The sequence below is a fragment of the Rhodanobacter sp. FW510-R10 genome, from assembly GCF_058781105.1.
Genome location: NZ_JBYSWL010000001.1, coordinates 3,077,881 through 3,101,927 on the forward strand (window position 1 = coordinate 3,077,881; position 24,047 = coordinate 3,101,927).

General features: G+C 67.3%; 21 protein-coding genes and 1 pseudogene. 8 read left to right on the forward strand and 14 right to left on the reverse strand.

Translation table 11 applies throughout. The features are described 5' to 3' along the window. The first annotated feature begins 14 nt into the window (after positions 1–14). On the forward strand, positions 15–1,622 hold the full coding sequence (locus tag AC3WJB_RS13350; protein ID WP_492682320.1) for a carboxyl transferase domain-containing protein: 1,608 nt from the start codon (positions 15–17) through the stop codon (positions 1,620–1,622). A gap of 11 nt (positions 1,623–1,633) precedes the next feature. On the opposite strand, the gene AC3WJB_RS13355 is transcribed toward AC3WJB_RS13350, so the two are convergent. The 5 genes from AC3WJB_RS13355 to rplU all read right to left on the reverse strand — a co-directional run bounded on the left by AC3WJB_RS13355 (position 1,634) and on the right by rplU (position 4,699). Further along, positions 1,634–2,488 (reverse strand): FTR1 family iron permease, encoded by an 855-nt coding sequence (locus AC3WJB_RS13355; RefSeq protein ID WP_492682322.1) that lies wholly within the window; start codon positions 2,486–2,488, stop codon positions 1,634–1,636. Between the two features lie 5 nt (positions 2,489–2,493). Then, complete coding sequence (locus tag AC3WJB_RS13360) at positions 2,494–2,820, reverse strand: cupredoxin domain-containing protein (RefSeq protein ID WP_492682324.1); 327 nt, start codon at positions 2,818–2,820, stop codon at positions 2,494–2,496. A gap of 77 nt (positions 2,821–2,897) precedes the next feature. Next, complete coding sequence (gene cgtA, locus AC3WJB_RS13365) at positions 2,898–3,977, reverse strand: Obg family GTPase CgtA (protein ID WP_492682326.1); 1,080 nt, start codon at positions 3,975–3,977, stop codon at positions 2,898–2,900. 116 nt (positions 3,978–4,093) lie between these two features. Then, entirely contained in the window at positions 4,094–4,366 is a 273-nt protein-coding gene (rpmA, locus tag AC3WJB_RS13370) for a 50S ribosomal protein L27 (RefSeq protein ID WP_492682328.1), read from the reverse strand. Between the two features lie 18 nt (positions 4,367–4,384). Continuing rightward, positions 4,385–4,699 (reverse strand): 50S ribosomal protein L21, encoded by a 315-nt coding sequence (rplU, locus tag AC3WJB_RS13375; protein ID WP_492682330.1) that lies wholly within the window; start codon positions 4,697–4,699, stop codon positions 4,385–4,387. Between the two features lie 212 nt (positions 4,700–4,911). Between rplU and uvrA the strand changes: the two genes are divergently transcribed. The 4 genes from uvrA to AC3WJB_RS13395 all read left to right on the forward strand — a co-directional run bounded on the left by uvrA (position 4,912) and on the right by AC3WJB_RS13395 (position 10,600). After that, the gene (uvrA, locus tag AC3WJB_RS13380; RefSeq protein ID WP_492682332.1) at positions 4,912–7,821 is read left to right on the forward strand and encodes an excinuclease ABC subunit UvrA; all 2,910 of its coding nucleotides are present in this window, start codon (positions 4,912–4,914) and stop codon (positions 7,819–7,821) included. Then, on the forward strand, positions 7,818–8,276 hold the full coding sequence (locus AC3WJB_RS13385) for an acyl-CoA thioesterase (RefSeq protein ID WP_492682334.1): 459 nt from the start codon (positions 7,818–7,820) through the stop codon (positions 8,274–8,276). The genes uvrA and AC3WJB_RS13385 overlap by 4 nt, the downstream gene beginning before the upstream one ends. 82 nt (positions 8,277–8,358) lie before the next feature. Beyond that, positions 8,359–9,822, forward strand: a complete 1,464-nt coding sequence (locus AC3WJB_RS13390; protein ID WP_492682336.1) for a DUF4139 domain-containing protein — start codon at positions 8,359–8,361, stop codon at positions 9,820–9,822. Positions 9,823–9,841: 19 nt separating this feature from the next. Further along, a complete protein-coding gene (locus AC3WJB_RS13395) occupies positions 9,842–10,600 on the forward strand; it encodes an enoyl-CoA hydratase/isomerase family protein (RefSeq protein ID WP_492682338.1) in 759 nt (252 codons plus the stop codon). 308 nt (positions 10,601–10,908) lie between these two features. On the opposite strand, the gene AC3WJB_RS13400 is transcribed toward AC3WJB_RS13395, so the two are convergent. The 3 genes and pseudogenes from AC3WJB_RS13400 to bamJ form a co-directional block, all read right to left on the reverse strand. Further along, entirely contained in the window at positions 10,909–11,760 is an 852-nt protein-coding gene (locus AC3WJB_RS13400; protein WP_492682340.1) for a sulfurtransferase, read from the reverse strand. Then, positions 11,757–12,553: pseudogene (locus AC3WJB_RS13405) on the reverse strand (NUDIX hydrolase). Before AC3WJB_RS13405 ends, AC3WJB_RS13400 begins: the two are co-directional and overlap by 4 nt. Before the next feature lie 99 nt (positions 12,554–12,652). After that, a complete protein-coding gene (gene bamJ, locus AC3WJB_RS13410) occupies positions 12,653–13,402 on the reverse strand; it encodes a BamJ family beta-barrel-assembly machinery protein (RefSeq protein ID WP_492682342.1) in 750 nt (249 codons plus the stop codon). 154 nt (positions 13,403–13,556) lie between these two features. Here bamJ and AC3WJB_RS13415 point away from each other — a divergent pair, with 154 nt between their 5' ends. Next, positions 13,557–14,339: an enoyl-CoA hydratase/isomerase family protein gene (locus tag AC3WJB_RS13415; RefSeq protein ID WP_492682344.1), complete on the forward strand. Its 783-nt coding sequence runs from the start codon at positions 13,557–13,559 to the stop codon at positions 14,337–14,339. A gap of 294 nt (positions 14,340–14,633) precedes the next feature. After that, complete coding sequence (locus AC3WJB_RS13420; RefSeq protein ID WP_492682346.1) at positions 14,634–15,857, forward strand: YXWGXW repeat-containing protein; 1,224 nt, start codon at positions 14,634–14,636, stop codon at positions 15,855–15,857. Positions 15,858–15,899: 42 nt separating this feature from the next. Here AC3WJB_RS13420 and AC3WJB_RS13425 read toward each other — a convergent pair whose 3' ends face one another. From AC3WJB_RS13425 to AC3WJB_RS13445, 5 genes are all read right to left on the reverse strand, one after another. Beyond that, positions 15,900–16,769, reverse strand: a complete 870-nt coding sequence (locus AC3WJB_RS13425) for a DUF1684 domain-containing protein (RefSeq protein ID WP_492682348.1) — start codon at positions 16,767–16,769, stop codon at positions 15,900–15,902. A 74-nt stretch (positions 16,770–16,843) separates the two neighbouring features. Further along, positions 16,844–18,655 (reverse strand): DNA mismatch repair endonuclease MutL, encoded by a 1,812-nt coding sequence (gene mutL, locus AC3WJB_RS13430; RefSeq protein WP_492682350.1) that lies wholly within the window; start codon positions 18,653–18,655, stop codon positions 16,844–16,846. 146 nt (positions 18,656–18,801) lie between these two features. Further along, positions 18,802–20,262 (reverse strand): N-acetylmuramoyl-L-alanine amidase, encoded by a 1,461-nt coding sequence (locus AC3WJB_RS13435; protein WP_492682352.1) that lies wholly within the window; start codon positions 20,260–20,262, stop codon positions 18,802–18,804. 169 nt (positions 20,263–20,431) lie between these two features. Beyond that, entirely contained in the window at positions 20,432–20,923 is a 492-nt protein-coding gene (gene tsaE, locus AC3WJB_RS13440) for a tRNA (adenosine(37)-N6)-threonylcarbamoyltransferase complex ATPase subunit type 1 TsaE (RefSeq protein ID WP_492682354.1), read from the reverse strand. Beyond that, complete coding sequence (locus tag AC3WJB_RS13445) at positions 20,913–22,415, reverse strand: NAD(P)H-hydrate dehydratase (protein ID WP_492682356.1); 1,503 nt, start codon at positions 22,413–22,415, stop codon at positions 20,913–20,915. Before AC3WJB_RS13445 ends, tsaE begins: the two co-directional genes overlap by 11 nt. Positions 22,416–22,458: 43 nt before the next feature. Between AC3WJB_RS13445 and queG the strand changes: the two genes are divergently transcribed. After that, positions 22,459–23,583, forward strand: coding sequence for a tRNA epoxyqueuosine(34) reductase QueG (gene queG, locus AC3WJB_RS13450; protein WP_492682358.1), 1,125 nt, complete (start codon positions 22,459–22,461; stop codon positions 23,581–23,583). Here queG and panD read toward each other — a convergent pair. Then, on the reverse strand, positions 23,580–23,966 hold the full coding sequence (gene panD, locus AC3WJB_RS13455) for an aspartate 1-decarboxylase (RefSeq protein WP_492682360.1): 387 nt from the start codon (positions 23,964–23,966) through the stop codon (positions 23,580–23,582). The genes queG and panD overlap by 4 nt on opposite strands. Positions 23,967–24,047 lie beyond the last annotated feature (81 nt).

Sequence of the window (24,047 nt, forward strand, 5' to 3'; positions counted from 1 at the left end):
GTGAGTCCGTATCCATGAGCACGATTGTCACCCAGGTCAACCCGCGCGCGGCCGAGTTCCAGCAGGCCAGCGCACACATGCGGGAGCTGGTCGCAGACCTCCAGCGCCAGCTCCTGCGCAGTGCCGAGGGTGGCGGCAGCAAGGCCCGGGAAAAGCACATGGCACGCGGCAAACTGCTGCCACGCGAACGCATCCGCGCCCTGCTCGATCCAGGCTCGCCGTTCCTGGAACTGTCCGCGCTGGCAGCGCAGGGCATGTACGGAGACGCCGCGCCCGGCGCCGGGCTGATCACCGGCATCGGCCGGGTCGATGGCATCGAGGTGCTGGTCGTCGCCAATGACGCCACGGTCAAGGGCGGCACCTATTTCCCGATGACGGTGAAGAAGCACCTGCGGGCGCAGGAAATCGCGCTGGAAAACCGCCTGCCTTGCATCTACCTGGTCGATTCGGGCGGCGCCTTCCTGCCGCTGCAGGACGAGGTGTTTCCCGACAAGGAACACTTTGGCCGCATCTTCTATAACCAGGCGCGGATGTCGGCGCTGAACATTCCGCAGATTGCCGTGGTGATGGGCTCATGCACCGCCGGTGGCGCCTACGTCCCGGCGATGAGCGACGAGACCATCATCGTCAAGGGCAATGGCACGATCTTTCTCGGCGGCCCGCCGCTGGTCAAGGCCGCGACCGGCGAAGTGGTCGATGCGCAGGCCCTGGGTGGCGCCGAGGTGCACACCAGCCTGTCTGGCGTCGCCGACCACTACGCCGAGAGCGATGCGCACGCGCTGGCGCTGGCGCGCAGCATCGTCGGCCACTTCAATCGGCGCAAGACCCTGCCGCTCGCGCTGCGTGAACCGCTCGAGCCGAAGTACCCGGCGCACGACTTGTACGGCATCATCCCGACCGACACACGCCAGCCGTTCGACATCCGCGAAGTGATTGCCCGCATCGTCGACGGCTCGGAGCTGCAGGAATTCAAGGCGCGCTACGGCAAGACCCTGGTCACTGGTTTCGCGCACATCAACGGCTACCCGGTCGGCATCGTCGCCAACAACGGCATCTTGTTCGCGGAAAGCGCGCTCAAGGGCACGCACTTCATCGAGCTGTGCAACCAGCGCAATATCCCGCTGGTGTTCCTGCAGAACATCACCGGCTTCATGGTCGGCAAGAAGTACGAACAGGCCGGTATCGCCAAAGACGGCGCGAAGATGGTCACCGCCGTGGCCTGCTCGCACGTGCCGAAGTTCACGGTCGTCATCGGCGGCAGCTTCGGCGCGGGCAACTACGCGATGTGCGGCCGCGCCTATGGCGCGCGTTTCCTGTGGATGTGGCCGAACGCGCGCATCTCGGTCATGGGTGGCGAGCAGGCGGCTTCCGTGCTGGCGACCGTACGGCGTGACGGAATCGAGGCCCGCGGCGGCGAGTGGTCGACGCAGGACGAGGAAGCATTCAAGGCGCCGCTGCGCGAGCAGTACGAGCGCCAGGGCCACCCGTATTACGCCAGCGCGCGCTTGTGGGACGATGGCATCATCGACCCGGTCGACACCCGCCGGGTACTCGCACTGGCCATTTCCGCGTCAATGAACGCGCCAATCGAAGCGCAAGGTTACGGCGTCTTCCGCATGTAAAGGAGGCGCCCTCAGCCGGCTGACGCCTGCTGCGGAGAGGGCGTCGACGCCACGGCGGCCTTGGGCCGCTTGCCCGCGCCGCCGAACAATTGCATGCCGAGTACGAGCAAGCCGACCGCCGCGCCATAGAACACCAGTTGGATACCCGAAGGTTGCGCCTCGTAGCCGATCAGGATGTGCAGGATGTTGCCCATGACCGAACCGTTGGACAGCAGCCACGAGCTGTCCCATATCTGGTTGCCCCACTCCGGCAGCCAGTTGGCCTGCACCAGGTAGCGTGCCGCCGAGGATGCCAGGCCAGCCGCCAGCAACACCAGCATCCAGTTCGTGGCGGTGAAGAAATAGCGCACGGGGATGCGCAGCAGGCCGAAATACAACGTCAGCCCCACCGCCGTACCCGCCGCAATGCCCGTGGCCAGGCCGGGAAACAGGCCGGTCGCGCCGCCGGCGAGCATGCCGGTCAGGAACAGCACGACCTCGGAACCCTCGCGCAGGACTGCCAGCGCGACCACGGCCAACAACATGACCAGGGAACTGCTGCCGGCCTGCACCGCACCGCCCAGCTCCTTCATCTGCCTGGCCATCTCGCGTCCATGGCTGGACATCCAGATCACGTGCCAGCCAATCATGAGCACGGCAGCAAACAACACCGAAGCGTTGAACAATTCCTGCCCGACGCCGCTGACCGCGCTGCTGATGGCGCCGGCGAACGCCGCCACCAGCAAGGCGCCGAGTACCCCGAATGTGATCCCGCCACCGATGAACACACTGCGCCGGGCCACGCCACGCGTTGCCGCCGCGACCACCGTGACGATCAGGGCGGCCTCGAGTACTTCGCGGAAAACCAGCAATGCAATGCCCCACATGGCGACTACTCCACGATCAACGTGCCCTTTGCCGTAGGCTGATGGAATTCACCGTAGAAGCCATAACGCCCAGGCTTCAACGGGCCAACGAAGACGCTGATGGTGCTCTTCGGCATGACGATCTTCTCGGCGGGAAAATCGACGCTCTCGAACTCTTCCGGTGTCGGATCCTTGTTGACGATCTGCAGCTTGACCCGTGTTTGCGCCGGTATACGCAATTCGTTCGGCACATACCGATGGTTCTGCAACACCAGGGTGAAGGTGGGAGTATCGGCGGCGATTGCCGCCAGGGGGAAGCACAATGCCAGCAACAACGGCAAGGAGGACTTCATGCACAACATCCTAGAGGCCAGGTCCACGAATGATAGTCATTATCATGGGCGGCCACAACTGGAGCCGTTGCGCCTGTTCAGGCCGGAGTATCGTCCCCGCGCCCCCGCACGTCGCCGGGCAACATGTCCACGCGGTCGGCGGCGGCCTGCTGCGTGGTTTCGAAAAAGCGCTGCACCTGCCGGCATACGGCCATGGTGTTCTCGCGAGCCAATGCCGAGACCACGAACCACGGCCGGGTCCAGCCCAGCTCGGCAACGATGCTGCGGGCCAGGGGCTCGCGTTCCTCGGGCGGGAGCATGTCGGCCTTGTTCAGCACCAGCCAGCGCGGGCGCTCGAGCAGCCCGGGATCGAAGCTCACCAGCTCGCGCTCGATGGCGCGCACCTGGGCTGCGATGTCGGCAGCGTCCGCTGAACCCATGTCGACCACGTGCAGCAACAGGCGCGTGCGCGCGACGTGGCGCAGGAACTGGATGCCCAGCCCGGCGCCCTCCGCCGCGCCGCCGATCAGGCCCGGCAAGTCGGCAATGACGAAACTCTGCTCGGGCCCCAGGCGCACCACGCCAAGATGCGGATGCAAGGTGGTGAAGGGGTAGTCCGCCACCCGTGGCGTCGCCGCCGACACGGCGCGGATGAAGGTGGACTTGCCGGCATTGGGAAAGCCGAGCAGGCCGACGTCGGCCAGCACGCGCAGCTCCAGCTTCAGCTCGCGCACCTCGCCCGGCGTGCCCGGCGTGGCCTTGCGCGGCGCACGGTTGACCGAGCTCTTGAAGTGGATGTTGCCGAGGCCACCTTTGCCGCCCTGCGCCACCAGCAGGCGCTGGCCATTGGCGGTGAGGTCGCCAATGACCTCGTCCGTGTCGACGTTGCTGACCACGGTGCCGACCGGCACACGGATCACGTTGTCCTCGCCGCCCCGGCCGTACATCTGGCTGCCCATGCCGTTTTGCCCGCGCTGGGCCTTGAAATGGCGCTGGTGCCGAAAATCCACCAGGGTGTTCAAGCCCTCGTCGGCCACCAGCCAGACCGAGCCGCCGCGCCCGCCGTCACCACCATCCGGGCCACCGAGCGGGATGAACTTCTCGCGCCGGAAGCTGGCGCAGCCGTTGCCGCCATCGCCGGCCTGGACCGTGATACGCGCTTCATCGACAAATTTCATAACGGATCCGGGGCACGGCAGGCGCGGTCAGGATAGCGGAAAGCGCGCGCAGCCCGCGGCACAAAAGCAAAGGCCCTGCCGAGGCAGGGCCTTGCAGTTGATTCCGCGTACCTGGCTCAGCTCGAGGGGATGTTGTCCGGAACGACGTCGACGAAACGCCGATTCTTGTCGCCGCGCACCTTGAACTGGACCTTGCCGTCGACCAGCGCAAACAAGGTATGGTCACGGCCCAGGCCGACGCCTGTACCGGGATGGAATTGCGTGCCGCGCTGACGCACGATGATGTTGCCGGCTGCCGCGGCCTGGCCGCCGTACAGCTTGACGCCGAGGTACTTCGGGTTCGAATCGCGACCGTTACGGCTGGAACCTACGCCTTTCTTGTGTGCCATGACTGATGCTCCAGTTGCTCAGGCGTTGATGCCCGTGATTTCGACTTCGCTGAAATGCTGGCGGTGGCCCTGCTGGCGCTTGTAGTGCTTGCGCCGGCGGAACTTGATGATGCGGATCTTGTCCGCGCGGCCGTGCCTGCGCACGGTGGCGCTGACCGTGGCGCCTTCGACCAGCGGCGTGCCGACGTTGACCGCTTCGCCGTCGCCGAGCAGCAACACCTGGTCGAACGTCACTGTCGCGCCCTCCTCGGCTGCCAGCAGCTCGACCCGCAGCACGTCTCCCTGCTGCACGCGATATTGCTTGCCGCCAGTCTTGATGACTGCGTAGCTCATTGGTATGCCCTTCTGTCGTTATTCTCTTGGGTGTGGCCACGGCGGGCATCTAGGCCAGCCGGACCGGGGATTATAGTGATTCCGCCCGGACCGGGTCAAATCCTGGCGCAACAAGGCTGACCGCGTCGCCGCGGGCCGGTTGGCAAGGCGGCAGGAGATCGCTTCCGCCGGCGGGTTGCTATAGTTCTTTATTTGCCCCATATCCGATCGGCATGGATACCATCCGAATCCGCGGCGCACGCACCCATAATCTCAAAAACATCGATGTCGAGCTGCCGCGCGATCAACTGATCGTGATCACCGGCCTGTCCGGCTCCGGTAAATCCTCGCTGGCCTTCGACACCATCTACGCCGAGGGCCAGCGCCGCTACGTCGAGTCGCTGTCGGCCTATGCCCGGCAGTTCCTGTCGATGATGGAAAAGCCCGACGTCGATGCCATCGAGGGCCTGTCGCCGGCAATCTCCATCGAGCAGAAGTCGACTTCGCACAATCCGCGCTCGACAGTCGGCACGATCACCGAGATCTACGACTACCTGCGCCTGCTCTACGCCCGCGTCGGCACCCCGCGCTGCCCCGATCATGGCACGCCGCTGCAGGCGCAGACGGTCACCCAGATGGTCGACGCGATCCTGGCCCTGGACCCCGCACGCCGCTACATGCTGCTGGCACCGGTGGTGCGCGAGCGCAAGGGTGAGCACGTGCAAGTCCTCGACCAGCTACGGGCCCAGGGTTTCGTGCGCGCCCGCATCGACGGTGCGGTATACGACCTCGACGCGGTGCCGCCGCTGATGCTACGCCAGAAGCACACCATCGAGGCGGTCATCGACCGCTTCCGCCCGCGCGAGGACATCCGCCAGCGCCTGGCCGAATCGGTGGAAACCGCGCTGCGCATCGGCGATGGCCTGCTGACCGTGGCCGACATGAACGACGCCGCGGCCCCACCGCTGCTCTTGTCCTCGCGGTTTTCCTGCCCCGTCTGCGACTACTCGCTGCCCGAGCTGGAGCCACGCCTGTTCTCGTTCAACTCACCGGTAGGCGCTTGCCCCGAGTGCGATGGCCTCGGGGTAAAAGAGGTGTTCGACCCTGCGCGCGTGGTCGCCCACCCGCAGTTGCCCCTGTCCGGCGGTGCGGTCCGCGGCTGGGACCGGCGCAACCCGCACTATTACCGCATGCTGCTCTCGCTCGGCAAGCATTACGGCTTCGATGCCGATACACGCTGGTGTGACCTGCCAAAGGACGTCCAGACGGCCATCCTGTATGGCAGCGGCAAACAGAAGATCGCGTTCCGCTACCTGACCGAACGCGGCGGCGAGGTCACCCGCGAACACACGTTCGAGGGCATCCTGCCGAACCTGGAGCGTCGCTACAAGGAATCAGATTCGCCGACGGTGCGCGACGAGCTGGCCAAGTACATCAGCGAACAGCCTTGCCCGGCCTGCCGTGGCGAGCGCCTCAACCGCGAGGCACGCAACGTGTTCGTGGCCGACCTGGCGCTGCCGGCACTCGGCGCGCTCTCGATCGACGACACCAAGGCGTTCTTCGCCTCGCTGCAACTCCCCGGTTGGCGTGGTGAGGTCGCCGCCAAGATCGTCAAGGAGATCCGTGAGCGCCTGGTGTTCCTGAGCGATGTCGGCCTGAACTACCTTACGCTCGACCGCCAGGCCGACACCTTGTCTGGCGGCGAGGCGCAGCGCATCCGCCTCGCCTCGCAGATCGGCGCCGGGCTGGTCGGGGTGATGTACGTGCTGGATGAGCCATCCATCGGGCTGCACCAGCGCGACAACGCACGCCTGCTGGCCACACTGAAGCGCCTGCGCGACCTGGGCAACACGGTGATCGTGGTCGAACATGACGAGGACGCGATCCGCGCCGCCGACCATGTGCTCGACATTGGCCCGGGCGCCGGCACCCACGGCGGAGAAGTGGTCGCCGCTGGCCAGGTGCGCGACATCCTCGCCGCGCCGCGCTCGATCACCGGGCAATACCTTTCCGGCCAGCGTGCCATCCGCGTGCCCAAGCAGCGGCGACCGGCGCCTGATCCCGACTCATGGCTGCGCATCCGCGGCGCCAGCGGCAACAACCTGCAGCACATCGATGTGGCGATTCCTTCCGGACTGCTGACCTGCGTCACCGGCGTGTCGGGCTCCGGCAAGTCGACCCTGGTGAACGACACGCTGTACCGTCTCGCCGCCGAGCGCTTGAATGGCGCCAGCGCGCAGCCGGCGCCGTACGAGGCGGTCACCGGCCTGGAGCTGTTCGACAAGGTGGTGGAAATCGACCAGTCACCGATCGGCCGCACGCCGCGCTCCAACGCAGCCACCTATACCGGCTTGTTCACGCCACTGCGCGAGATGTTCGCCCAGGTACCCGAAGCCCGTGCCCGCGGCTATACACCGGGCCGTTTCAGCTTCAACGTCCGCGGCGGCCGCTGCGAGGCCTGCGCGGGCGACGGCCTGATCAAGGTGGAGATGCACTTCCTGCCGGACGTCTACGTGCCGTGCGACGTGTGCCACGGCAAGCGCTACAACCGCGAGACGCTGGAAATCCTGTACAAGGGCTACACCATCGCTGACGTCCTCGACATGACCGTCGAGGAGGCGCTGCAGCTGCTGGGAAACCTGCCGGTCGTCGCGCGCAAGCTGGAGACGTTGCGCGCCGTCGGCCTCGACTACATCAAGCTCGGACAAAGCGCGACCACGCTTTCCGGCGGCGAGGCGCAACGCGTGAAACTTTCGCGCGAGCTGTCCAAACGCGATACCGGCAATACCTTGTATATCCTGGACGAGCCCACGACCGGCCTGCATTTCCAGGACATCGAGCAATTGCTGGACGTGTTGCACCAGTTGGTGGACCAGGGCAACACGGTGGTGGTGATCGAGCACAACCTCGACGTGATCAAGACGGCCGACTGGATCATCGACCTCGGCCCCGAGGGCGGCGCTGGCGGCGGCCGCGTTCTGGTGACCGGCACGCCGGAAACCGTCGCCGCGACGCCAGGGTCCTATACCGGCCAGTTCCTGGGACCGCACCTTGGCGCCGGCGCCCAGCGCGCGGGGCAGCTCGCCGCGATCGGCAAGAACGCCGCTTCGGCACGCCGCGGCAAGCGGCAATCCGCGGCATGAGCAAGACCACCGCCCCGCCACTTGCCGACGTATCGGAGCCGGGCTCCATGCGACCGGTTTTCGTCGCGCACATGGACGCGCGTTGGGGCGACCTCGACGCCTTCAACCACGTCAATAACGCCGCCTACCTGGTCTATCTGCAAGAGGCGCGCCTGCAATGGATGCAGGGCGTCCCGGACTGGCATGGTCCTGCTGGCATGCCAGTGGTCGCTGCCGCCGAGCTGAACTACCGTCGGCCCATCGCCTGGCCTGAAGCGCTGGCGGTGGAGCTGTCCTGCACGCGGGCCGGCACCACCTCGATCACCCTGGCCCACCGTATCGTCAGTGCGGGCGACGCCAATTGCCTGTATTGCGACGGACACGTGGTCATGGTGTGGGTCGACCCGGCGACCGGGCAGCCGGCGCCACTGCCCGCCAGCATCCGCGCTGCGGTCACCGCGCTCTCGGCGGGCTGACGTCGCTCGCCCACGCTCCCGGGGGTTGCGCTCGGCGCTGGGCAGGTACCATGGTCCGCATTCCCCTCCTGGAGAACAGCGCATGCCCATCCGCGCCATGGTGCTCACCACCGCGACTGCCGGCACGCTCATGCTGGCGACCCTGGCTGCAGCGCAGGCCGCCAACCCCACGCAGGTGACGGTCTACCGCAGCGACAGCCCGGCGCTGTATGCAAGCGCGTCCGACGGGGACGTCGATGCCGGCTATGCCGTCGTGCACGAACCACGCACGCTCGAACTCGCCGCCGGCGTGCACGATGTCAGCCTGACGGGCATGCCGACGCAAATCGACACCGAAGCCCTGTCGCTCGGCCTGCCCGATGGCGCCGGCAGCGTCCTATCCCAGCGCGTACTGCTCGCGCACGGCGCCAACGCGGCGCTCGCGGCGCTGCGTGGCCAGCAGGTGGAGGTCCTCGGCAGCGGCGGCGAGTCCCTGGCCAAGGGCACCTTGCTGCGCACCGGCGGCGGGCTGCTGGTGCGCGATGACGCCGGCCACGGCACCGTGGTCACGCAGTACGCGGCCGTGCGTTCGGTCACCGCCGAAGTACCTTCCGGCCTGCGCCTCGACCTGCGGATCGACGCTGCCCACGCCGGCCCAGTCACCGCCAACTTGAGCTACCCGACGGCTGGGCTCGGCTGGCGCGCCGCCTATGTCGGCACGCTGGCACCAGGCGCCGCCTGCCGCATGCAGTTTGCCGCCAACGCCAGCATCGCCAATCGCAGCGGTCGCGACTGGCACGGCCTGCACCTCACCTTGATCGCTGGCGAACCGAACATGGCCAAGAGCTCCGCGCCGCGCCCAATGATGGCGCGCGCCTTCGGCGCCGAAGCCAAGATGGCCGATCTGCCCGAGCAGGCAAGTCTGGCCGACTACCGCAGCTATACGCTGCCCACACCCATCGACCTGCCCAACGACAGCGTCAGCCAGGTACCGCTGTATGCGACGCGCACGGTCGAATGCGAACGCACTGCCTTGTACAGCGTCGGCGGCCCCGGCTATCGCCCGCCACAGCCCATGTTGAATCCGGACTTCGCGCCAAACGAGGGCAGTGGGATCACCAGCATGCTGGCCTTCAAAGCGTTTGACAGCCTGCCCGCCGGCTACTTGCGCGTGCTCAGCGCGGACCATAGCGGCACGCTGCAATTCATCGGCGAGGACCGCATCAACGACACGCCGAAAGCCCAACAGGCATCGATCACACTGGGCACCGCGTTTGACCTGCGCGCCACGCGTGAGCGCACGAAATTCGAGGTGGACGCGCCCGCGCATCGCATGGACGAGGCCTTCCGCATCCGTCTCAGCAATGCCGGCGACACGGCCCGCGTGGTGACGGTGCGCGATTATCCGCAGCGCTGGCGGCAGTGGACCCTGACCTCCTCCAGCAGCAAACCCACCGCACAAAACCCGGACCTGCTGGAGTTCCGCGTCAACGTGCCGGCCAACGGCGAGGCGATGCTCGACTACGCCGTGCGCTACCAGTGGACGGCGGCGGAACAACCACGTTGACATCGATCAGGAGTAGGCGATGCTGAACATCATCGAACACGGCGCCGTGCGCGAGATCAACCTCGCGCGGCCACCAGTCAACGCCTTGGACCTGGAGTTGCTGCAGGCGCTGCGCAGCGCGGTCGGGGCCGGCGTGCGCGACGGCGTGCGCGGCATCGTGCTGTCCGGCGCGCCAGGGCTCTACTCGGCCGGCGTCGACATCCCGGCCTTGCTGGCCAAGGACCGGCGTGGCGTGCGCGAATACTGGGGCGAGCTTTTCGCCCTGTGCGCGACGTTGGCGCGCGCGCCCATTCCGCTGGCCGCCGCGGTCACCGGGCACGCCCCGGCGGGTGGCGCCGTACTCGCCCTGTTCTGCGATTACCGGGTGATGGCGGAAGGTGCGTTCAAAATCGGATTGAACGAAGTGCAGGTCGGGCTGCTGGTGCCCGAATGCATCCAGCTTGCCTTGCGCCGCGTGGTCGGCCGGCGCCGCGCCGAACGTCTGCTGGTGGCCGGCACCATGCTCGAAGCGGACGCGGCGTTGGCCTGTGGTTTCGTCGACGAGTTGGTTCCCGTCGAGCAGGTGGTCGTGCGGGCGACGCGCTGGCTGGAAGCCCTGCTGACCCTGCCCGCGGCCGCCATGCTCGCCACCCGCGAACTGGCGCGTGCCGATCTGGCCAGCGCCTACGCCGACCTGGATGCCCTGCCGCTGGATGCGTTCACCGACGCGTTCTTCCAACCGCAGACGCAGGCCACGTTGCAGCAATGGATGGCCGCGCGTGCCAAGGGCAAGCGCTGAAGCTTTTCAACGGCCGAAGGGCCGGTCAAGCGCACTACTGTCCGGAACGTTTGTGGAATCGCCTTTGCCTCATCCACGGCATCGCGGCGGACGCCGAAAAACCGCCCGTCGTGATCCCCGCTTTCGCGGGGATGACGACGCGGTGGGTGCGGGGATGGCGGCGGAAGGTTGGGGCCCGCGATGCACTTGGGACTTGAATCCACACGGGAATGACGGACAAGGCGGGGATGAAGGCGGGATGGAACGAGGTCAGGGCCGCGGATCATGTACGCGTCGGCGCGAGCGTCATGCGGGCCCGGGGGCGGCGCCTACGCGTCGCCGGTGGCGACCGGGCGGGCCGGATCGCTGATCCAGCCGCTCCAGGACGGGGCGTACAGGCGCGAGCCAGTCAAGCCGGCATATTCCATGGCCAGCAGGTTGTGGCAGGCGGTGACGCCCGAGCCGCACATGTGCACGACCGCGCCGGGTGCCGTGGTGCCGAGCGCCGCGGTGAATTCTTCACGCAGCTGAGGCGCACTCTTGAAGTGGCCGTTGCTGGCGAGGTTCTGCTCAAACGGGCGATTGCGCGCCCCAGGCACGTGACCGCCGACCCGGTCCAGCGGTTCGACGTCGCCGCGAAAACGCGGCATGGCCCGCGCGTCCAGCACCAGGTCGTGGCGATCACCTAGGTGGGTGTGGTCGATGACCACTTGGCTGGCATCGTAGTGCACGGATACCGTGGTCGGCTCACGCGGTTTCGCCTCGCCGCTCTCGATCGGGAATCCCGCCGCCAGCCAGGCCGCGTAACCGCCGTCCAGCACGGCCGAAGGGACACCGGCCAGGCGCAGCAACCACCACAAGCGCGCCGCAGCCATCGCCGAGCTGCCGGCGTCGTACGCCACCACCTGCAGGCCTCGATGCCAACCCCATGCCGAAAGCAATCGGCTGAAGGCGGCCTCGAGCGGCAATGGATGGCGGCCCAATCCTTCTTTCTGGCGGGACAGGTCGGACAGGTCGTGGTCCAGGCTGGCATACACCGCCCCCGGGACATGGCCGCACAGGAATTCGTCATGCCCCTTGGCTGGGCCACCCATGTCGAAACGGCAATCGACGATCAGCACCTGGTCTGCCGGCAAGGCATGCAAGGTCGCGGCGTCCATCAAGGTCGTGTGCAGCGTCATGGCTTCTTCATCCTGTGCAACAGATTGTCGACAATCGCAGCGGTGGCGCCCCAGATGCGGTGCCCACTGTGTACGAACTCCACCATGGGATGCTGGCGTCCGCGAAATTCCATGGTATAGCAGCGTCGATTGCGCGGATCGAGGAAATACCCCAGTGGCACCTCGAACACCTCGGCCACCTCGTCCGGCGACGGCACCAGTGGCGCGTGCGGCGCGATGTGCGCCACGACCGGCGTGACGCAAAAGCCACTGGTGGTTTCCAGGCAATCGAGATAGCCGAGCGGCGTCACCAGCGCCGGGGCCAGGCCAATCTCCTCCTCGCTCTCGCGCAAGGCGGTCAGCAGTGCGCTGCCACCGTCGGCAGGCTCGCTGCCGCCACCGGGGAACGCGACCTGCCCGGCATGCAACAGCAAGTGATCGCGCCGCACGGTGAACACCAACCGCGCCTGCGCATCGTCGCGTATGCCCAGCAGCACCGCAGCGGGACGCCGGCTGATGTCCTCCACCAAGCCCGTCAGCGCCTGATGATTCCAGCCTGGTGGTGAAGGCGGATCTGACAAGGGCCGCAAGGCATCGCGCAAGGCATCCATCAGCGGGACTTGCGTGCCGGCAGCACATCGCGCATGAGGCGGATGCGCTCGACGTCGGGAAGACTCCGCCAGGCGGCAATTTCCCCCGTACTGCGCCGGCAGCCCACGCACAGGCCGCGCTCGTCCAGTCGACAGACGCCGACGCATGGGGTCAACACCGCTGTCATCTCCGCTGCGCCGCCAGTTGTCACTGAAGGTTTCATGATTCGCACGACGTGGGCATCAAGCGTGCGATGACGCATGTCGGCTGATGGCAAGCCGCAACCGCAGAGGCGCTGACACGCCGGGTCGCGTGGGCTAATTCACTTGCCACCCTGGTTGATGGCCAGCAACTCAATTTCAAACACGAGAGCTTCATTGGGTCCAATCCGTGGCAGCGCGCCTTCCTCACCATAGGCAAGTTGCGGGGGAATCACCACCTTCCAGCGATCACCGACGCGCATGCGTGGAATCACGTCCTGCCAGCCGGGGATGACTTTGTCCACCGTGAAACTGACCGGCGCACCATGCGCCCAGGTACTGTCGAACTCGGTGCCGTCGATCAGCATACCGCGATAGTTCACCGTCACCCGGCTGTTGACCGCCGGCTTGACCGTGCCCGTGCCCTTCGTCAACACCGAGTACTCGATCCCGGAGGGCAGGCGCACGACACCGGGGCGCTTGGCGTTCGCTTCCAGATACGCGTGGCTCTTCTGTGCATTCTGCGCCGCGATCTGGCGGAATTCGGTCAGCGCCTCGGTGTGCATGTGCTGCTGCAGCAGGTGCAATTGCCAGTGCATGTCGCGCATCGAAACGCTGGGCCGACGCTGCGCATAAGCGTCGTCGATGGCCTTGCGCAGGATCACCATGTCCACCTTGGGCCTGCCGGCGGCGAACCGGCTGCCAATCTGGTATCCAATCGCGTAGGAGAGCTGCGCCGTATCGATGCCGGCCGAGCTCGCCGGGGCCGGCGCGTTGCCCGGCGCGGACGCCACGCCCTGGGCTGGAGCCGCCGCGGCAACCAGCACCTGCAAAGCCAGGAACGTCAGCAGCAAGCCAACTGCCTTGGGCATGCATCCCTCCATTCGGATCGACCGGCGTCGCGACATGCCCGCAGCCCGCGCGAATCATGCCATGGCGACAGACCAGTATCGCTCCATCTGGGAACCTCGACGGGCACAAAGGTTCCCGCTGCTAACATGGCAACCTGGCACGCAGGAGCATCCCATGGCGTATCGCAACCTGGAAATCAGCCACCACGACGGGGTCCGCAGCATCACGGTCAACCGCCCCGACAAGCTCAACGCTTTGAACCGCGACACCTTGAACGAGCTGGGCATTGCTTTCGCCCAGGCCGCGGCCGACGACGACGTGCGCGTGGTGGTGCTTGGCGGCGCCGGCGACAAGTCATTCGTAGCCGGCGCCGACATTGCCGAGATGCATGATTACACGCCACGGCAAGCCCAGGACTTTTCCCGCCGCGGGCAACAGCTGATGACCGCGATCGAACGCCTGCGCAAGCCGGTGATCGCGCATATCCAGGGCTTTGCCCTGGGCGGCGGCATGGAACTGGCGATGGCCTGCCATTTGCGCATCGCCAGCGAGAAGGCCCGCTTCGGCCAGCCCGAGATCAAGCTTGGCCTGATCCCCGGCTTCGGCGGCACCCAGCGCTTGCTGCGCCTGGCCGGCCGCGGTGCCGCGCTGGAGCTGTGCCTGACGGGCGCCCCGATCGATGCGCAGCGTGCCTACACGCTTGGCATCGTCACCCAGGTCGTCGCCGCCGAGCAGCTCGATGCGGCCGTGGCCAGGCTCGCCCGGCACCTTGCCGACAGTGCGCCGCTGGCCGCCGCCGGCATCCTCGAGGCCATCCTCGATGGCGGCGAAACCGCGCTCGACCAGGGCCTCGCCTTCGAGACCCAGGCTTTTGCCTTGGCCTTCGCCAGCGAGGACATGCACGAGGGCACCACGGCGTTCCTGGAAAAACGCCAAGCGCATTTCAGCGGCCGCTAGCGCCACGCCAGCGCATCGCATGCAGGTGCACGGCAGCTGACGCACCATGTGGCAGCCGTCCACACACCGCCTACCCTGTGCGGTCGCCCCTCATGGCGGATGGCTGCTCGCCGGCCATCCGGCGCCTGAATGCGGCCGCGCAACGCGGTCAACTGCGCCAGACGCCGCCCGTTGAGCCGGTTGCGGCACCCCGCAAGCCGGCTGAGGAAAGCACGAGCAATCGCCCGATCAGCCGGCGTACAGCCATGCTGGACAATAGCTGTTGCCGTCCATGAGCCGAACCGAGGAATTCCCATGAGCGCCAGACAACCCATCACCACGCTTGCACTGTGTGCGGCATTGACGATGCCCCTGGCCCTGCTGCCGCTGCCGGCCGCACAAGCCCAGGTCAGCATCGGTGTCGGCATCAGCGTCGGCTTCGCGCCACCACCGTTGCCGGTCTACATGCAGCCCGCGCTGCCCGCGCCCGGGTACATCTGGACGCCAGGCTACTGGGCGTACGACGGCGACGGCTACTACTGGGTGCCGGGCGCGTGGGTGCTGCCGCCCGCGATCGGCATGTTGTGGACGCCTGGTTATTGGGCTTATTACGACAACTTCTATCGCTGGCACCCGGGCTACTGGGGCCCACGCGTCGGCTTCTACGGCGGGGTGAATTATGGCTATGGCTACGGCGGCATCGGCTTCGTCGGCGGCCGCTGGGATAATGGCAGGTTTGCCTACAACCGCGCGGTGGTGAACTTTGGTCGCATGCACGTCACCAACGTCTACAACAACACGGTGATCGTGCACCAGAACACCATCGTCAACCGCACACGCACGAGCTACAACGGCGGCGCCAACGGCATCCGCCGCCAAGCCACGGCCCGGGAAGTGCGGATGGCCAATGAACAGCGCCTGCCGCCGACCCGGAACCAGGATGCGATGCGCCGTGATGCCAGCATGGATCGCGGCCAACGGGCCACGATCAACCGTGGGCGGCCGGAAGTTGCCGCGGCAACCGATCGAGCGACTTACCAAAGACGCGTGCAAACACGCGACGATGCGCGCCCGATCGACCAAGTCGGGCGCAGGCCCGAGCAAGGATCCCGTGAGGCCACTGGCCAGCGTCCAACCGGCTTCGCCGAAGGCAGACCTGGGCAGGGCTACCGCGAGGCCACCAGCCAGCGTCCGGCCGGCTTCGCCGAAGGCGGACCTGAGCGGGGCTACCGCGAGGCCACCGGCCAGCGTCCGACCGGCTTCGCCGAGGATAGGCCGGGACGGGGCTACCGCGCGCCCGCGGGCGAACGCCCGGTCAACGTCGAGCGACCCATGCGTACCGAGCGCACGCGCAACGACGCACGGATGGGTGCACCGCAATACCAGCAGCCGCGCAGCTACAGCAACCCGCGCGATCGGTCGAACGCGAACCCACGCCCCGCTGAGCCGCGGTCGAACGCGAACCCCCGTTCGGCTGGCCCACGGTCGAACGACCGTGGACACCGGCGAGGTGGGAACGACGGCCAGCCGCGCAGCTAGCAGCGTGGCGCGGCCGGGGGTGGGCGAGGCATCGCGCTGCGCTCAGTGCGGGCTGCCGCGGTATTTCTTTTCGCCAGCGGTCACCCGCAGGTCGAGCCGGTTTTCCGGCGGCGCCAGCGGACAGGTGGCAAACGCGGTGAACGCGCATGGCGGGTTGTAGGCACGGTTGAAGTCGATCACTGCCTTGCCGTCCTGCGGTGGATCGATGTACACGAAGCGCGCCGCGCCATAGGTTTCCTTGCCGCTGGTGCGGTCGGCGAACACCACGAAGTACTGCTTGTCGCCCGGCACCTCGATCACCGGCAGGATCTCGAAGCTCTTGCCGTTCCGGCTGAAGCGCAGCTTGCCGGGCACGGGGTAAGTGTCCGTGGTGCCGATCACGGTGCCCATTTCCAGGGTCTGACCGGGCGTGGCGGGGATCCACTCGGCCTCGATGCGCCAGCTCGGGTCGATCGGGAAGTAATCGATGCCAAGGAAACCCGTGCGGCTCGGCGCCTGGGTGTCGCGGATGCGCAGCGCGCTGCGCTCACCACGGTGGATGGCGATGAAGCTGGTGCTGCCGAAGCTGACCAGGGTCGGCTTGCCGGCGCCGGCATGTGCGTCGTCGACCAGGGCGACAGCGAGCTGCGGCTTGCCGTCAACGAGGGCACCGGTCCCAGCCTCGAGCTTGAGCCGCAGCGACCCGTCGTGGTCCAGGGTAACCGCGCCCAGGTGCGCCGGCCCGCCCGACAACACGATGTCGCGGTCCGGCGCACTGCCTAACGTATTCACGCCGGGATGCAACCAGGCCAAGCCAACCAGGCTCAACCAGCCATCGGGTGCAGTGAGTTCGGCAACGCGCGTGGCGCGCCATTGCGCGATGGATTGCGTGTAGGCATCGGTTTGACCATCGGCGGCAGACACGGTCGTCATCCCCCATACAGTGAGCGCCAGGAGCCATCCCGCGCGCATCGATCCCTTCGCCATCGTTTTACCTCGCTACGGATTCAGCGCCCGCGCAGGAACAGCTTGTCCAGCTCGCCCATGTCGAGCTGCACCCAGGTTGGCCGTCCATGATTGCACTGATTGGAACGCTCGGTGGCTTCCATCTCGCGCAGCAAGGCGTTCATCTCCTGCAGGGTCAAACGCCGGCCGGCGCGCACCGAACCATGGCAAGCCATGGTGGCGAGCAGCTCGTTCTGCATTTCCTGCAATCGTCGTGAATTGCCGTGCCGGGCCAGCTCGGCGAGCACGTCGCGGCACAACTGGCTGACGTCGGCTTGCTCGAGCAAGGCCGGGACTCGGCGCACGAGCACGGTTTCCGGACCGCCGCGCGACAGTTCCAGGCCCCATCCCGCCAGCGCCTCGGCAAATTCCTCGGCGGCCGCCGCCTCGCGCGCGCTGACCGCCACCGACACTGGCACCAGCAGCAGTTGCGAACGCAGCGTGTTGTCGGCATGCCCGGCTTTCATGCGCTCGTAGGTGATGCGCTCGTGCGCGGCATGCATGTCCACCAGCACCAGGCCATGCGCATTTTCCGCCAGCACGAACACACCCTTGAGCTGGGCGAGCGCAAAGCCGAGCGGCGGAATCCCGCCCTCGTCCGTCATGGCAGCTTCCGGCAAGGGCGCTGCAGCGGTCGCCGGACCGAACAATGCGGCGTATTCCGCCAGGGGTGCTTCGCGCACGCCGAACCCCAGGCCGCCTTGGGCAAAGCGCGCCAACGCCGGCGCCGGCCGCGGACTGGCGCCGACCGATGCCGCGGCCAGCGCGGGTTGCGGCCAGGCCGGCGTCGTCGCCGATGGCAGCGGGTGCCCGGCGCTGGTTTGCGCCAGCACTTCGTGCAAGGTGCGAAACAGGAAATCGTGCACCAGCCGCTGCTCGCGAAAGCGCACCTCATGCTTGGCCGGATGCACGTTGACGTCGACCAGGGCCGGGTCCAGCTGCAGGTACAGCACGAACACCGGCTGCCGGCCATTGAACAGCACGTCGGCATAGGCCTGGCGTACGGCGTGGGCAACGCTGCGGTCGCGCACCAGCCGCCCGTTGACGTAGAAGTACTGTGCGTCCGCCTGCGCGCGCGATGCGGTCGGCAGGCCCACCCAACCGGACAGTTGCAGGCCGGCGGCGGCATGCTCGATGCGCAGGCTCTGCGCCGGGAAATCCTCGCCCAACACTCCGGCCACGCGCTGCAGCGCCGCCTGCTCGCTGGCTGCAGCTTTCCAGGTGCGCACCGGCTTGCCGTTGTGGCTGAGGCGGAATTCCACGCCGTCGCGGGCCAGGGCCAGCGACTTCACCAGGTCGTCAATGTGGGCAAACTCGGTGCGCTCGGCACGCAGGAACTTGCGCCTGGCCGGCACGTTGTAGAAGAGGTCACGCACCTCGACGCTGGTACCCGGCGGATGCTGGGCCGGGCCAGCGGCACGCACCTGGCCACCATCCACCTCGAGCCGGAAGGCGGCCTCAGCGCCGCGCAGGCGCGAGGTCATGGCAAACCGCGATACCGACGCCACCGAGGCCAGGGCCTCGCCGCGGAACCCCATGCTGGCGACGTGCTCGAGATCGTCGAAGCTGCCAATCTTGCTGGTGGCATGCGAGGCGACGGCAAGCGCCAGCTCATCGCCGGCAATGCCGCCGCCATCGTCACGCACGCGGATCAGGCGGCTGCCGCCCAGTTCGATCTCCACCTCGATGTGCGTGGCACCGGCGTCCAGGCTGTTTTCCATCAACTCCTTGACCACGGACGAGGGCCGCTCGATCACCTCGCCGGCGGCGATCTGGTTGATCAGGTCAGGAGGGAGGACGCGGATGCTTGGCACCACCCAAGCTTAAGCGAATCGCGACGCAAATGGCGAACCTCGGCGCGCCCGCGTGGGTCGGCCCGCTCATGCAACCGAAAGCATCGCCCCTCCACGAGGGCGTTCCCAAGGTCGCAAGCGGTCTCGCACCAGGCTGGCTGGTATCGCTAGGAAGCGGGAATGGTCAGCACCGTGCCGGCGCGCAGCACGTCGCCACGCAGTTGGTTGGCGCTGCGCAGCGTACCCACGCTGACGCCGTACTGCCGGGCAATGCCGCCAAGGCTCTCGCCGCGCCCGACCCGATGTCGCTCGGGCATCTGGCTATCCGTGCGCCGCATCGCGGCCTTGCCGGCGGGCGGCGTAGCCTGGGCGATCCGGCCGTCGTTCGCCAACGCCGCTTGCGCCGCAAACCAGGTGCCGGGCGGCGGCGTCGACGCGAAGTAGTCCTTCACGCCGCCCATCACCGCGGCAGCCAAGGCCTCCTGGTGCTTCGGGTCACGCAACTTGCGCTCTTCCAGCGGATTGCTGATGAACGCCGTCTCGACCAGGATGGACGGCACGTCCGGCGAACGCAGCACAACGAAATTGGCGCGCTCGACGTAACCGCGATGCGTCGGCCCGAGTTGGGCCAGCGCCTTCAGTACCTTGGCCGCCACCGCGTCGCTGGCCTGCATGGCATAACCCTGCTGCAGGTCGAGCAGGACCTTGGCCAGGCTGTCGTCCTTGTCGTCCAGCGAGACGCCGCCGATCAGGTCTGCGCGGTTCTGTCCATCGGCCAGCCAGCGTGCGGCGGCATTGGTCTTGCCGCGTGGCGACAGCACCCACACCGAAGAGCCTTTCGCATCACTGCTGGTAAAGGAGTCGGCGTGGATCGAGACAAACAGGTCGGCGCTGTTGTCGCGCGCGATTTCGTAGCGCCGCTTGAGTGGGATGAAGTAGTCGCTGGTGCGGGTCAGGACCGCCTGCATGCCTGGCTGGCGATTGATTTGCGCCGCCAAGTCGCGGGCCACGGCGAGGGTAATGTTCTTTTCCCGGGCGCCGTCCGGGCCGATGGCCCCGGTGTCTTTGCCGCCATGCCCGGCATCGATCGCGACCACGACCTTGCGTTGCCCACCCAACAGCGCCGCCGCCTGTTGCGAGGCGACCATCCCGCTGCGTGGGTGTGCAGGATCAAGGCTTTCCGGAGGATCCACCTTGGCCACTGCTGGCGCCCCTGCCGTGCCGGCGGCGTCGGGATACAGGTCGACCACCAGGCGATAGTCGCCCCCGGCCTCGGTCGGCTTGAGCGTGAAACTCTTTACGCTGCTGGCGGGATCGATCGCCGCGGTCAACTGCAGGCGCTGCCCGCTGCGCACGCCGGCCACGCCGCGGTACAAGCCTTGCGCCACCGGCATGGCAAAGCCGTCGACCAGGCGACTGCTGCCCAAGTCCAGGGTCAACCGGCCATCCGCCTGGCTGAGCTGGTAATCCATCGGCCCGTTGGCCACCAGCACCAGGCGGGTATGCGAGGCGTCCGCCCACACCCGCGCGTCCGTAATCTGCGCCGCATGCGCAAGCACCGGCGGGGCGAATGCAAGAATCGCTGCCAGCACAATCGACATGCCGCTGATGTTCAGGTGGCTCCTCATGCGTGCATTGAAACGCAGCAACCGGTCAATTGCAAGAATCTTTCCCTTGCATATCCGTAACCTGCAATCCATTCATCAGGTCAACTCAAGATATGGGGCCCGGGGCTGGCCGCAACCGGCACCCACCAGGCGCCACATCGACCCGGGATTGCGGTTGAAAAACCGCAACTTAGGCTTGGAGCAGGGAGCCTTGCAGGCGGCCCAGGAGGCGGCGACCGCGGGAACTTCGGGCCTGCAGCAAGGCCTGGCGTCCATCCCCCGCGTAATCCAGGTACAACCCCAGGTCGGCAGCCGGCAACGCGCCCAGACCACGCTCGGCCCACTCCACCAGGATGACCGCCGCCGGGTCCTCCAACGCGTCCAGGCCCAACCATTCCAGCTCGCCCGGATCGGCAATACGGTACAAGTCGAGATGCCATGCGGGCGTGCCAGCCGCAGTGCGGTAGCTTTCAAGCAGGGTGTAGGTCGGGCTCTTGACGCGTTCGCCCACCCCGAGCGCAGTAAGCAAGGCGCGCGCGAAGCTGGTCTTGCCGGCGCCCAACGGCCCGTACAGGTACAGCACCAGCCCGCCCTCCAGGGCGATGGCCAGGCTCTCGGCCAACGCCGCCGTGGCCGCCTCATCGGGGAGGGTCCAGCTTTGCTCGGTCGACTCAGTGTGCATCGGTTTCCTCGTCCTCCGCGTCGGCATTGCCCAGGCTACGCAACGGTTGCAACAGGTCCGTCGGCAGCAGGCCACGTTCGCCGTCGCGCGCCGCCAGGTCGCCGGCGCGCGCGTGCAGGCCGACGCCGAGGCAGGCCGCCTCCCACGGCACGCAGCCCTGCGCCAGCAGCGCGGCCACGATGCCGGTGAGCAAATCCCCCATGCCGCCAGTCGCCATGCCGGGATTGCCCCACGGGCAAACCGCCACGCGGCCACTGGCGTCTCCGACCAGGCTGCCGGCGCCCTTCAACACCACGACTGCCGCATAGCGCCGGGCCACTTCGCGTACCGCCGCGTAGCGATCGGCCTCCACCTTGGCGACGTTGGTGCCGAGCAAGCGCGCCGCCTCGCCCGGATGCGGCGTCAGCACCACCGGCGCCGTGAAACGGCGCGGTGCCGCCGATAATTGGTTCAGCCCATCGGCATCCACCACCAGCGGCTTGGCCGTGTCGATGACTGCCCGCCACATCTCCTGGCTCCATTTGCCACTGCCCAGGCCGGGGCCGAGCGCCAGCACGCTGGCGCGCTCGAATAACGGTGGCAAGTCGGCGATGCCTGCCACCGCATGCGACATCAGCTCAGGCTGCACCAGGTTCAACATGGCTGCATGCGCCGGTGCGGTGGCCAGGCTGACCAGCCCGGCTCCGGCACGCAGGGCGCCCAGGCCGGCGAGCTGGGCCGCGCCACCCATGCCCGCCGCGCCGCCGACCACCAGCACATGGCCGTTGCGACCTTTGTTCGCGTAGCGCGGCCGCGGCGGCAGGCAAGCGGCACGCAAGGTCCGGGCATCGGCAGGCGTGGCGTTGACCAAGGTCGACGGGACGCCCAGGGTCGCCAGCTCGAGCTGCCCCACGCAATCGGCAGCCTCACCAGTGTGCAGGCCGCGCTTGTATGCAATGAAGGTCACGGTCAGGTCGGCGTGGACCGCAAGACCGGGGACATGGCCGGTGTCGGCGTTGAGTCCCGAGGGGACATCCAGTGCCAGCACCGGAGTGGTGCCCGCATTGATGAACTCGACCACTTGTGCCGCCGCGCCCTGGAGCGCACGGTCGAGGCCGATGCCATACAAGGCGTCGACCAGCACGTCGGCCGCCGGCAGGACTTGGCCTGGCTGCCAGGCAGCGACGGTACCGCCGGCGCGGGTCCATGCCTCGCGCGCGGACGCGGCGTCGCCGCGCGCATCGGTGTCGAGCGGGACCACATGTGCCTGCATGCCGGCTGCGCGGGCGAGCGCGGCAAGCATGAAGCCGTCGCCACCGTTGTTGCCGGGGCCGCAGAAAATCGTCAGCCGCCGCGCCTGCGGCCAGCGCCCACGCAAGCTGGCCAGGGCCGCCGCCCCTGCCCGCTGCATGAGCCCAAAGCTGGGACCGCCTGAGGCCGCGATGGCCTCGCGCTCGATCGCGCGCACCTGCGCAACGGTATACAAGTCGAGGGGTTCAGCGACGCCTGGCATGTGCACATTCTAGCCGGCGCCAGCGCCAGCCTATAATCCGGGCATGCCCGACACTGGAGAAAACCCGCCCATCGACTACGTCGTGCTTGCCCACGACATCAAGCGTTGGGCCAAGGAACTGGGCTTCGACGAGGCCGGCATTGCCGGCACCGCGCTGGACGAGGATGAGCAGCATCTGCGGCGCTGGCTCGACCACGGCTATCACGGCGAGATGGAATACATGGCGCGCCATGGCACCAAGCGCACGCGCCCGGCAGAACTGCAGCCCGGCACGCAGCGCGTGATCTCGGTGCGCATGGACTATCTGGCGCCAAGCACGCGCGATGCCTGGGACACGCTCGACGACGGCGAGTCAGGCTACATCTCGCGCTACGCCCTGGGCCGTGACTACCACAAGCTGATGCGCAGCCGCCTGCAAAAGCTGGCCACGCGCATCCACGAGGTCGTCGGCGATTTCGGCTATCGCGCGTTCGTCGATTCGGCGCCGGTGATGGAGAAGGCCCTGGCGCGCAATTCGGGGCTGGGCTGGGTCGGCAAGCACACCATTTTGCTGAACCGCCACGCGGGTTCGTATTTCTTCCTGGGCGAGCTGTACACCGACCTGCCGCTGCCGGTGGATGCGGCAGAGGTCGACCACTGCGGCAGCTGCACGCGCTGCATCACCGCCTGCCCGACCGGCGCGATCATCGGGCCGTACCAGTTGAACGCCCAGCGCTGCATCTCCTACCTCACCATCGAGCTCAAGGGCAGCATCCCCGAAGAGCTGCGTGCACCCATGGGCAACCGCATCTTCGGCTGCGACGACTGCCAGCTCGTGTGCCCATGGAACAAGTTTGCCCACGTCGCCACCGAAGCCGATTTCGCCCCGCGGCACAGCCTGGACGGCGCCAAGCTGGTGGAGTTGTTCGCCTGGAGTGAGGAGCAGTTCCTGCAGCGTACCGAAGGCATGGCCGTGCGCCGCGCCGGCTATGAGGGGTGGCTGCGCAACATTGCGGTGGCGCTGGGCAATGCCCCCAGCTCAACCGAGGTGTGCGCGGCATTGCGCTCACGCGCGGCACATCCCTCGGCTATCGTGCGCGAGCATGTGGCCTGGGCGCTGGCGCGGCACGGCGAAGGCGTGGAACCCGATCCCGGCATGAATCCGCATCTGTCGTCTTTGGACGGCTAAACGGCGGCCATCTGCATCGGGATGGTGTGGTTCGTGCGCTTGACCCGATTGGCGGCGTCCACGTAGACGCAGGTCGGCTGGAACTGCTCGAGCTCGGCCTCGCTCAATTGCGCAAACGCGGCAATGATGATGATGTCGCCGACCTGCGCACTGCGCGCGGCACTGCCATTGACCGAGATGATGCCTGAGCCTTCCTGCGCCCGCAGCGCATAGGTCACGAAGCGCTGCCCGGTGTTCACGTTCCAGGCATGGATCTGCTCGTACTCGCGGATACCGGAGGCCTTCAGCAGCAGGCCGTCGATCGCGATCGAACCTTCGTAGTGCAGCTCGGCCTGGGTCACGGTGACCCGGTGCAGCTTGGCCTTGAGCATGGTGAGATGCATGCAACGATTCCTGGCTTACGCCTGCTTGCGGAGCCTGTCATTATCGGATCGCCCGCGCTGCACTGCAACACGAGGCACCGC

What these genes read in the sequence shown, in the direction of transcription:
- cgtA (WP_492682326.1), bottom strand. Translation starts at nt 3,977, where the DNA reads ATGAAATTTGTCGATGAAGCGCGTATCACGGTCCAGGCCGGCGATGGC.
- AC3WJB_RS13395 (WP_492682338.1), top strand. Translation starts at nt 9,842, where the DNA reads ATGCTGAACATCATCGAACACGGCGCCGTGCGCGAGATCAACCTCGCG.
- AC3WJB_RS13420 (WP_492682346.1), top strand. Translation starts at nt 14,634, where the DNA reads ATGAGCGCCAGACAACCCATCACCACGCTTGCACTGTGTGCGGCATTG.
- AC3WJB_RS13355 (WP_492682322.1), bottom strand. Translation starts at nt 2,488, where the DNA reads ATGTGGGGCATTGCATTGCTGGTTTTCCGCGAAGTACTCGAGGCCGCC.
- bamJ (WP_492682342.1), bottom strand. Translation starts at nt 13,402, where the DNA reads ATGCCCAAGGCAGTTGGCTTGCTGCTGACGTTCCTGGCTTTGCAGGTG.
- AC3WJB_RS13400 (WP_492682340.1), bottom strand. Translation starts at nt 11,760, where the DNA reads ATGACGCTGCACACGACCTTGATGGACGCCGCGACCTTGCATGCCTTG.
- tsaE (WP_492682354.1), bottom strand. Translation starts at nt 20,923, where the DNA reads ATGCACACTGAGTCGACCGAGCAAAGCTGGACCCTCCCCGATGAGGCG.
- queG (WP_492682358.1), top strand. Translation starts at nt 22,459, where the DNA reads ATGCCCGACACTGGAGAAAACCCGCCCATCGACTACGTCGTGCTTGCC.
- rpmA (WP_492682328.1), bottom strand. Translation starts at nt 4,366, where the DNA reads ATGGCACACAAGAAAGGCGTAGGTTCCAGCCGTAACGGTCGCGATTCG.
- AC3WJB_RS13390 (WP_492682336.1), top strand. Translation starts at nt 8,359, where the DNA reads ATGCCCATCCGCGCCATGGTGCTCACCACCGCGACTGCCGGCACGCTC.
- panD (WP_492682360.1), bottom strand. Translation starts at nt 23,966, where the DNA reads ATGCATCTCACCATGCTCAAGGCCAAGCTGCACCGGGTCACCGTGACC.
- AC3WJB_RS13350 (WP_492682320.1), top strand. Translation starts at nt 15, where the DNA reads ATGAGCACGATTGTCACCCAGGTCAACCCGCGCGCGGCCGAGTTCCAG.
- AC3WJB_RS13445 (WP_492682356.1), bottom strand. Translation starts at nt 22,415, where the DNA reads ATGCCAGGCGTCGCTGAACCCCTCGACTTGTATACCGTTGCGCAGGTG.
- AC3WJB_RS13385 (WP_492682334.1), top strand. Translation starts at nt 7,818, where the DNA reads ATGAGCAAGACCACCGCCCCGCCACTTGCCGACGTATCGGAGCCGGGC.
- AC3WJB_RS13435 (WP_492682352.1), bottom strand. Translation starts at nt 20,262, where the DNA reads ATGAGGAGCCACCTGAACATCAGCGGCATGTCGATTGTGCTGGCAGCG.
- uvrA (WP_492682332.1), top strand. Translation starts at nt 4,912, where the DNA reads ATGGATACCATCCGAATCCGCGGCGCACGCACCCATAATCTCAAAAAC.
- AC3WJB_RS13415 (WP_492682344.1), top strand. Translation starts at nt 13,557, where the DNA reads ATGGCGTATCGCAACCTGGAAATCAGCCACCACGACGGGGTCCGCAGC.
- AC3WJB_RS13425 (WP_492682348.1), bottom strand. Translation starts at nt 16,769, where the DNA reads ATGACGACCGTGTCTGCCGCCGATGGTCAAACCGATGCCTACACGCAA.
- AC3WJB_RS13360 (WP_492682324.1), bottom strand. Translation starts at nt 2,820, where the DNA reads ATGAAGTCCTCCTTGCCGTTGTTGCTGGCATTGTGCTTCCCCCTGGCG.
- rplU (WP_492682330.1), bottom strand. Translation starts at nt 4,699, where the DNA reads ATGAGCTACGCAGTCATCAAGACTGGCGGCAAGCAATATCGCGTGCAG.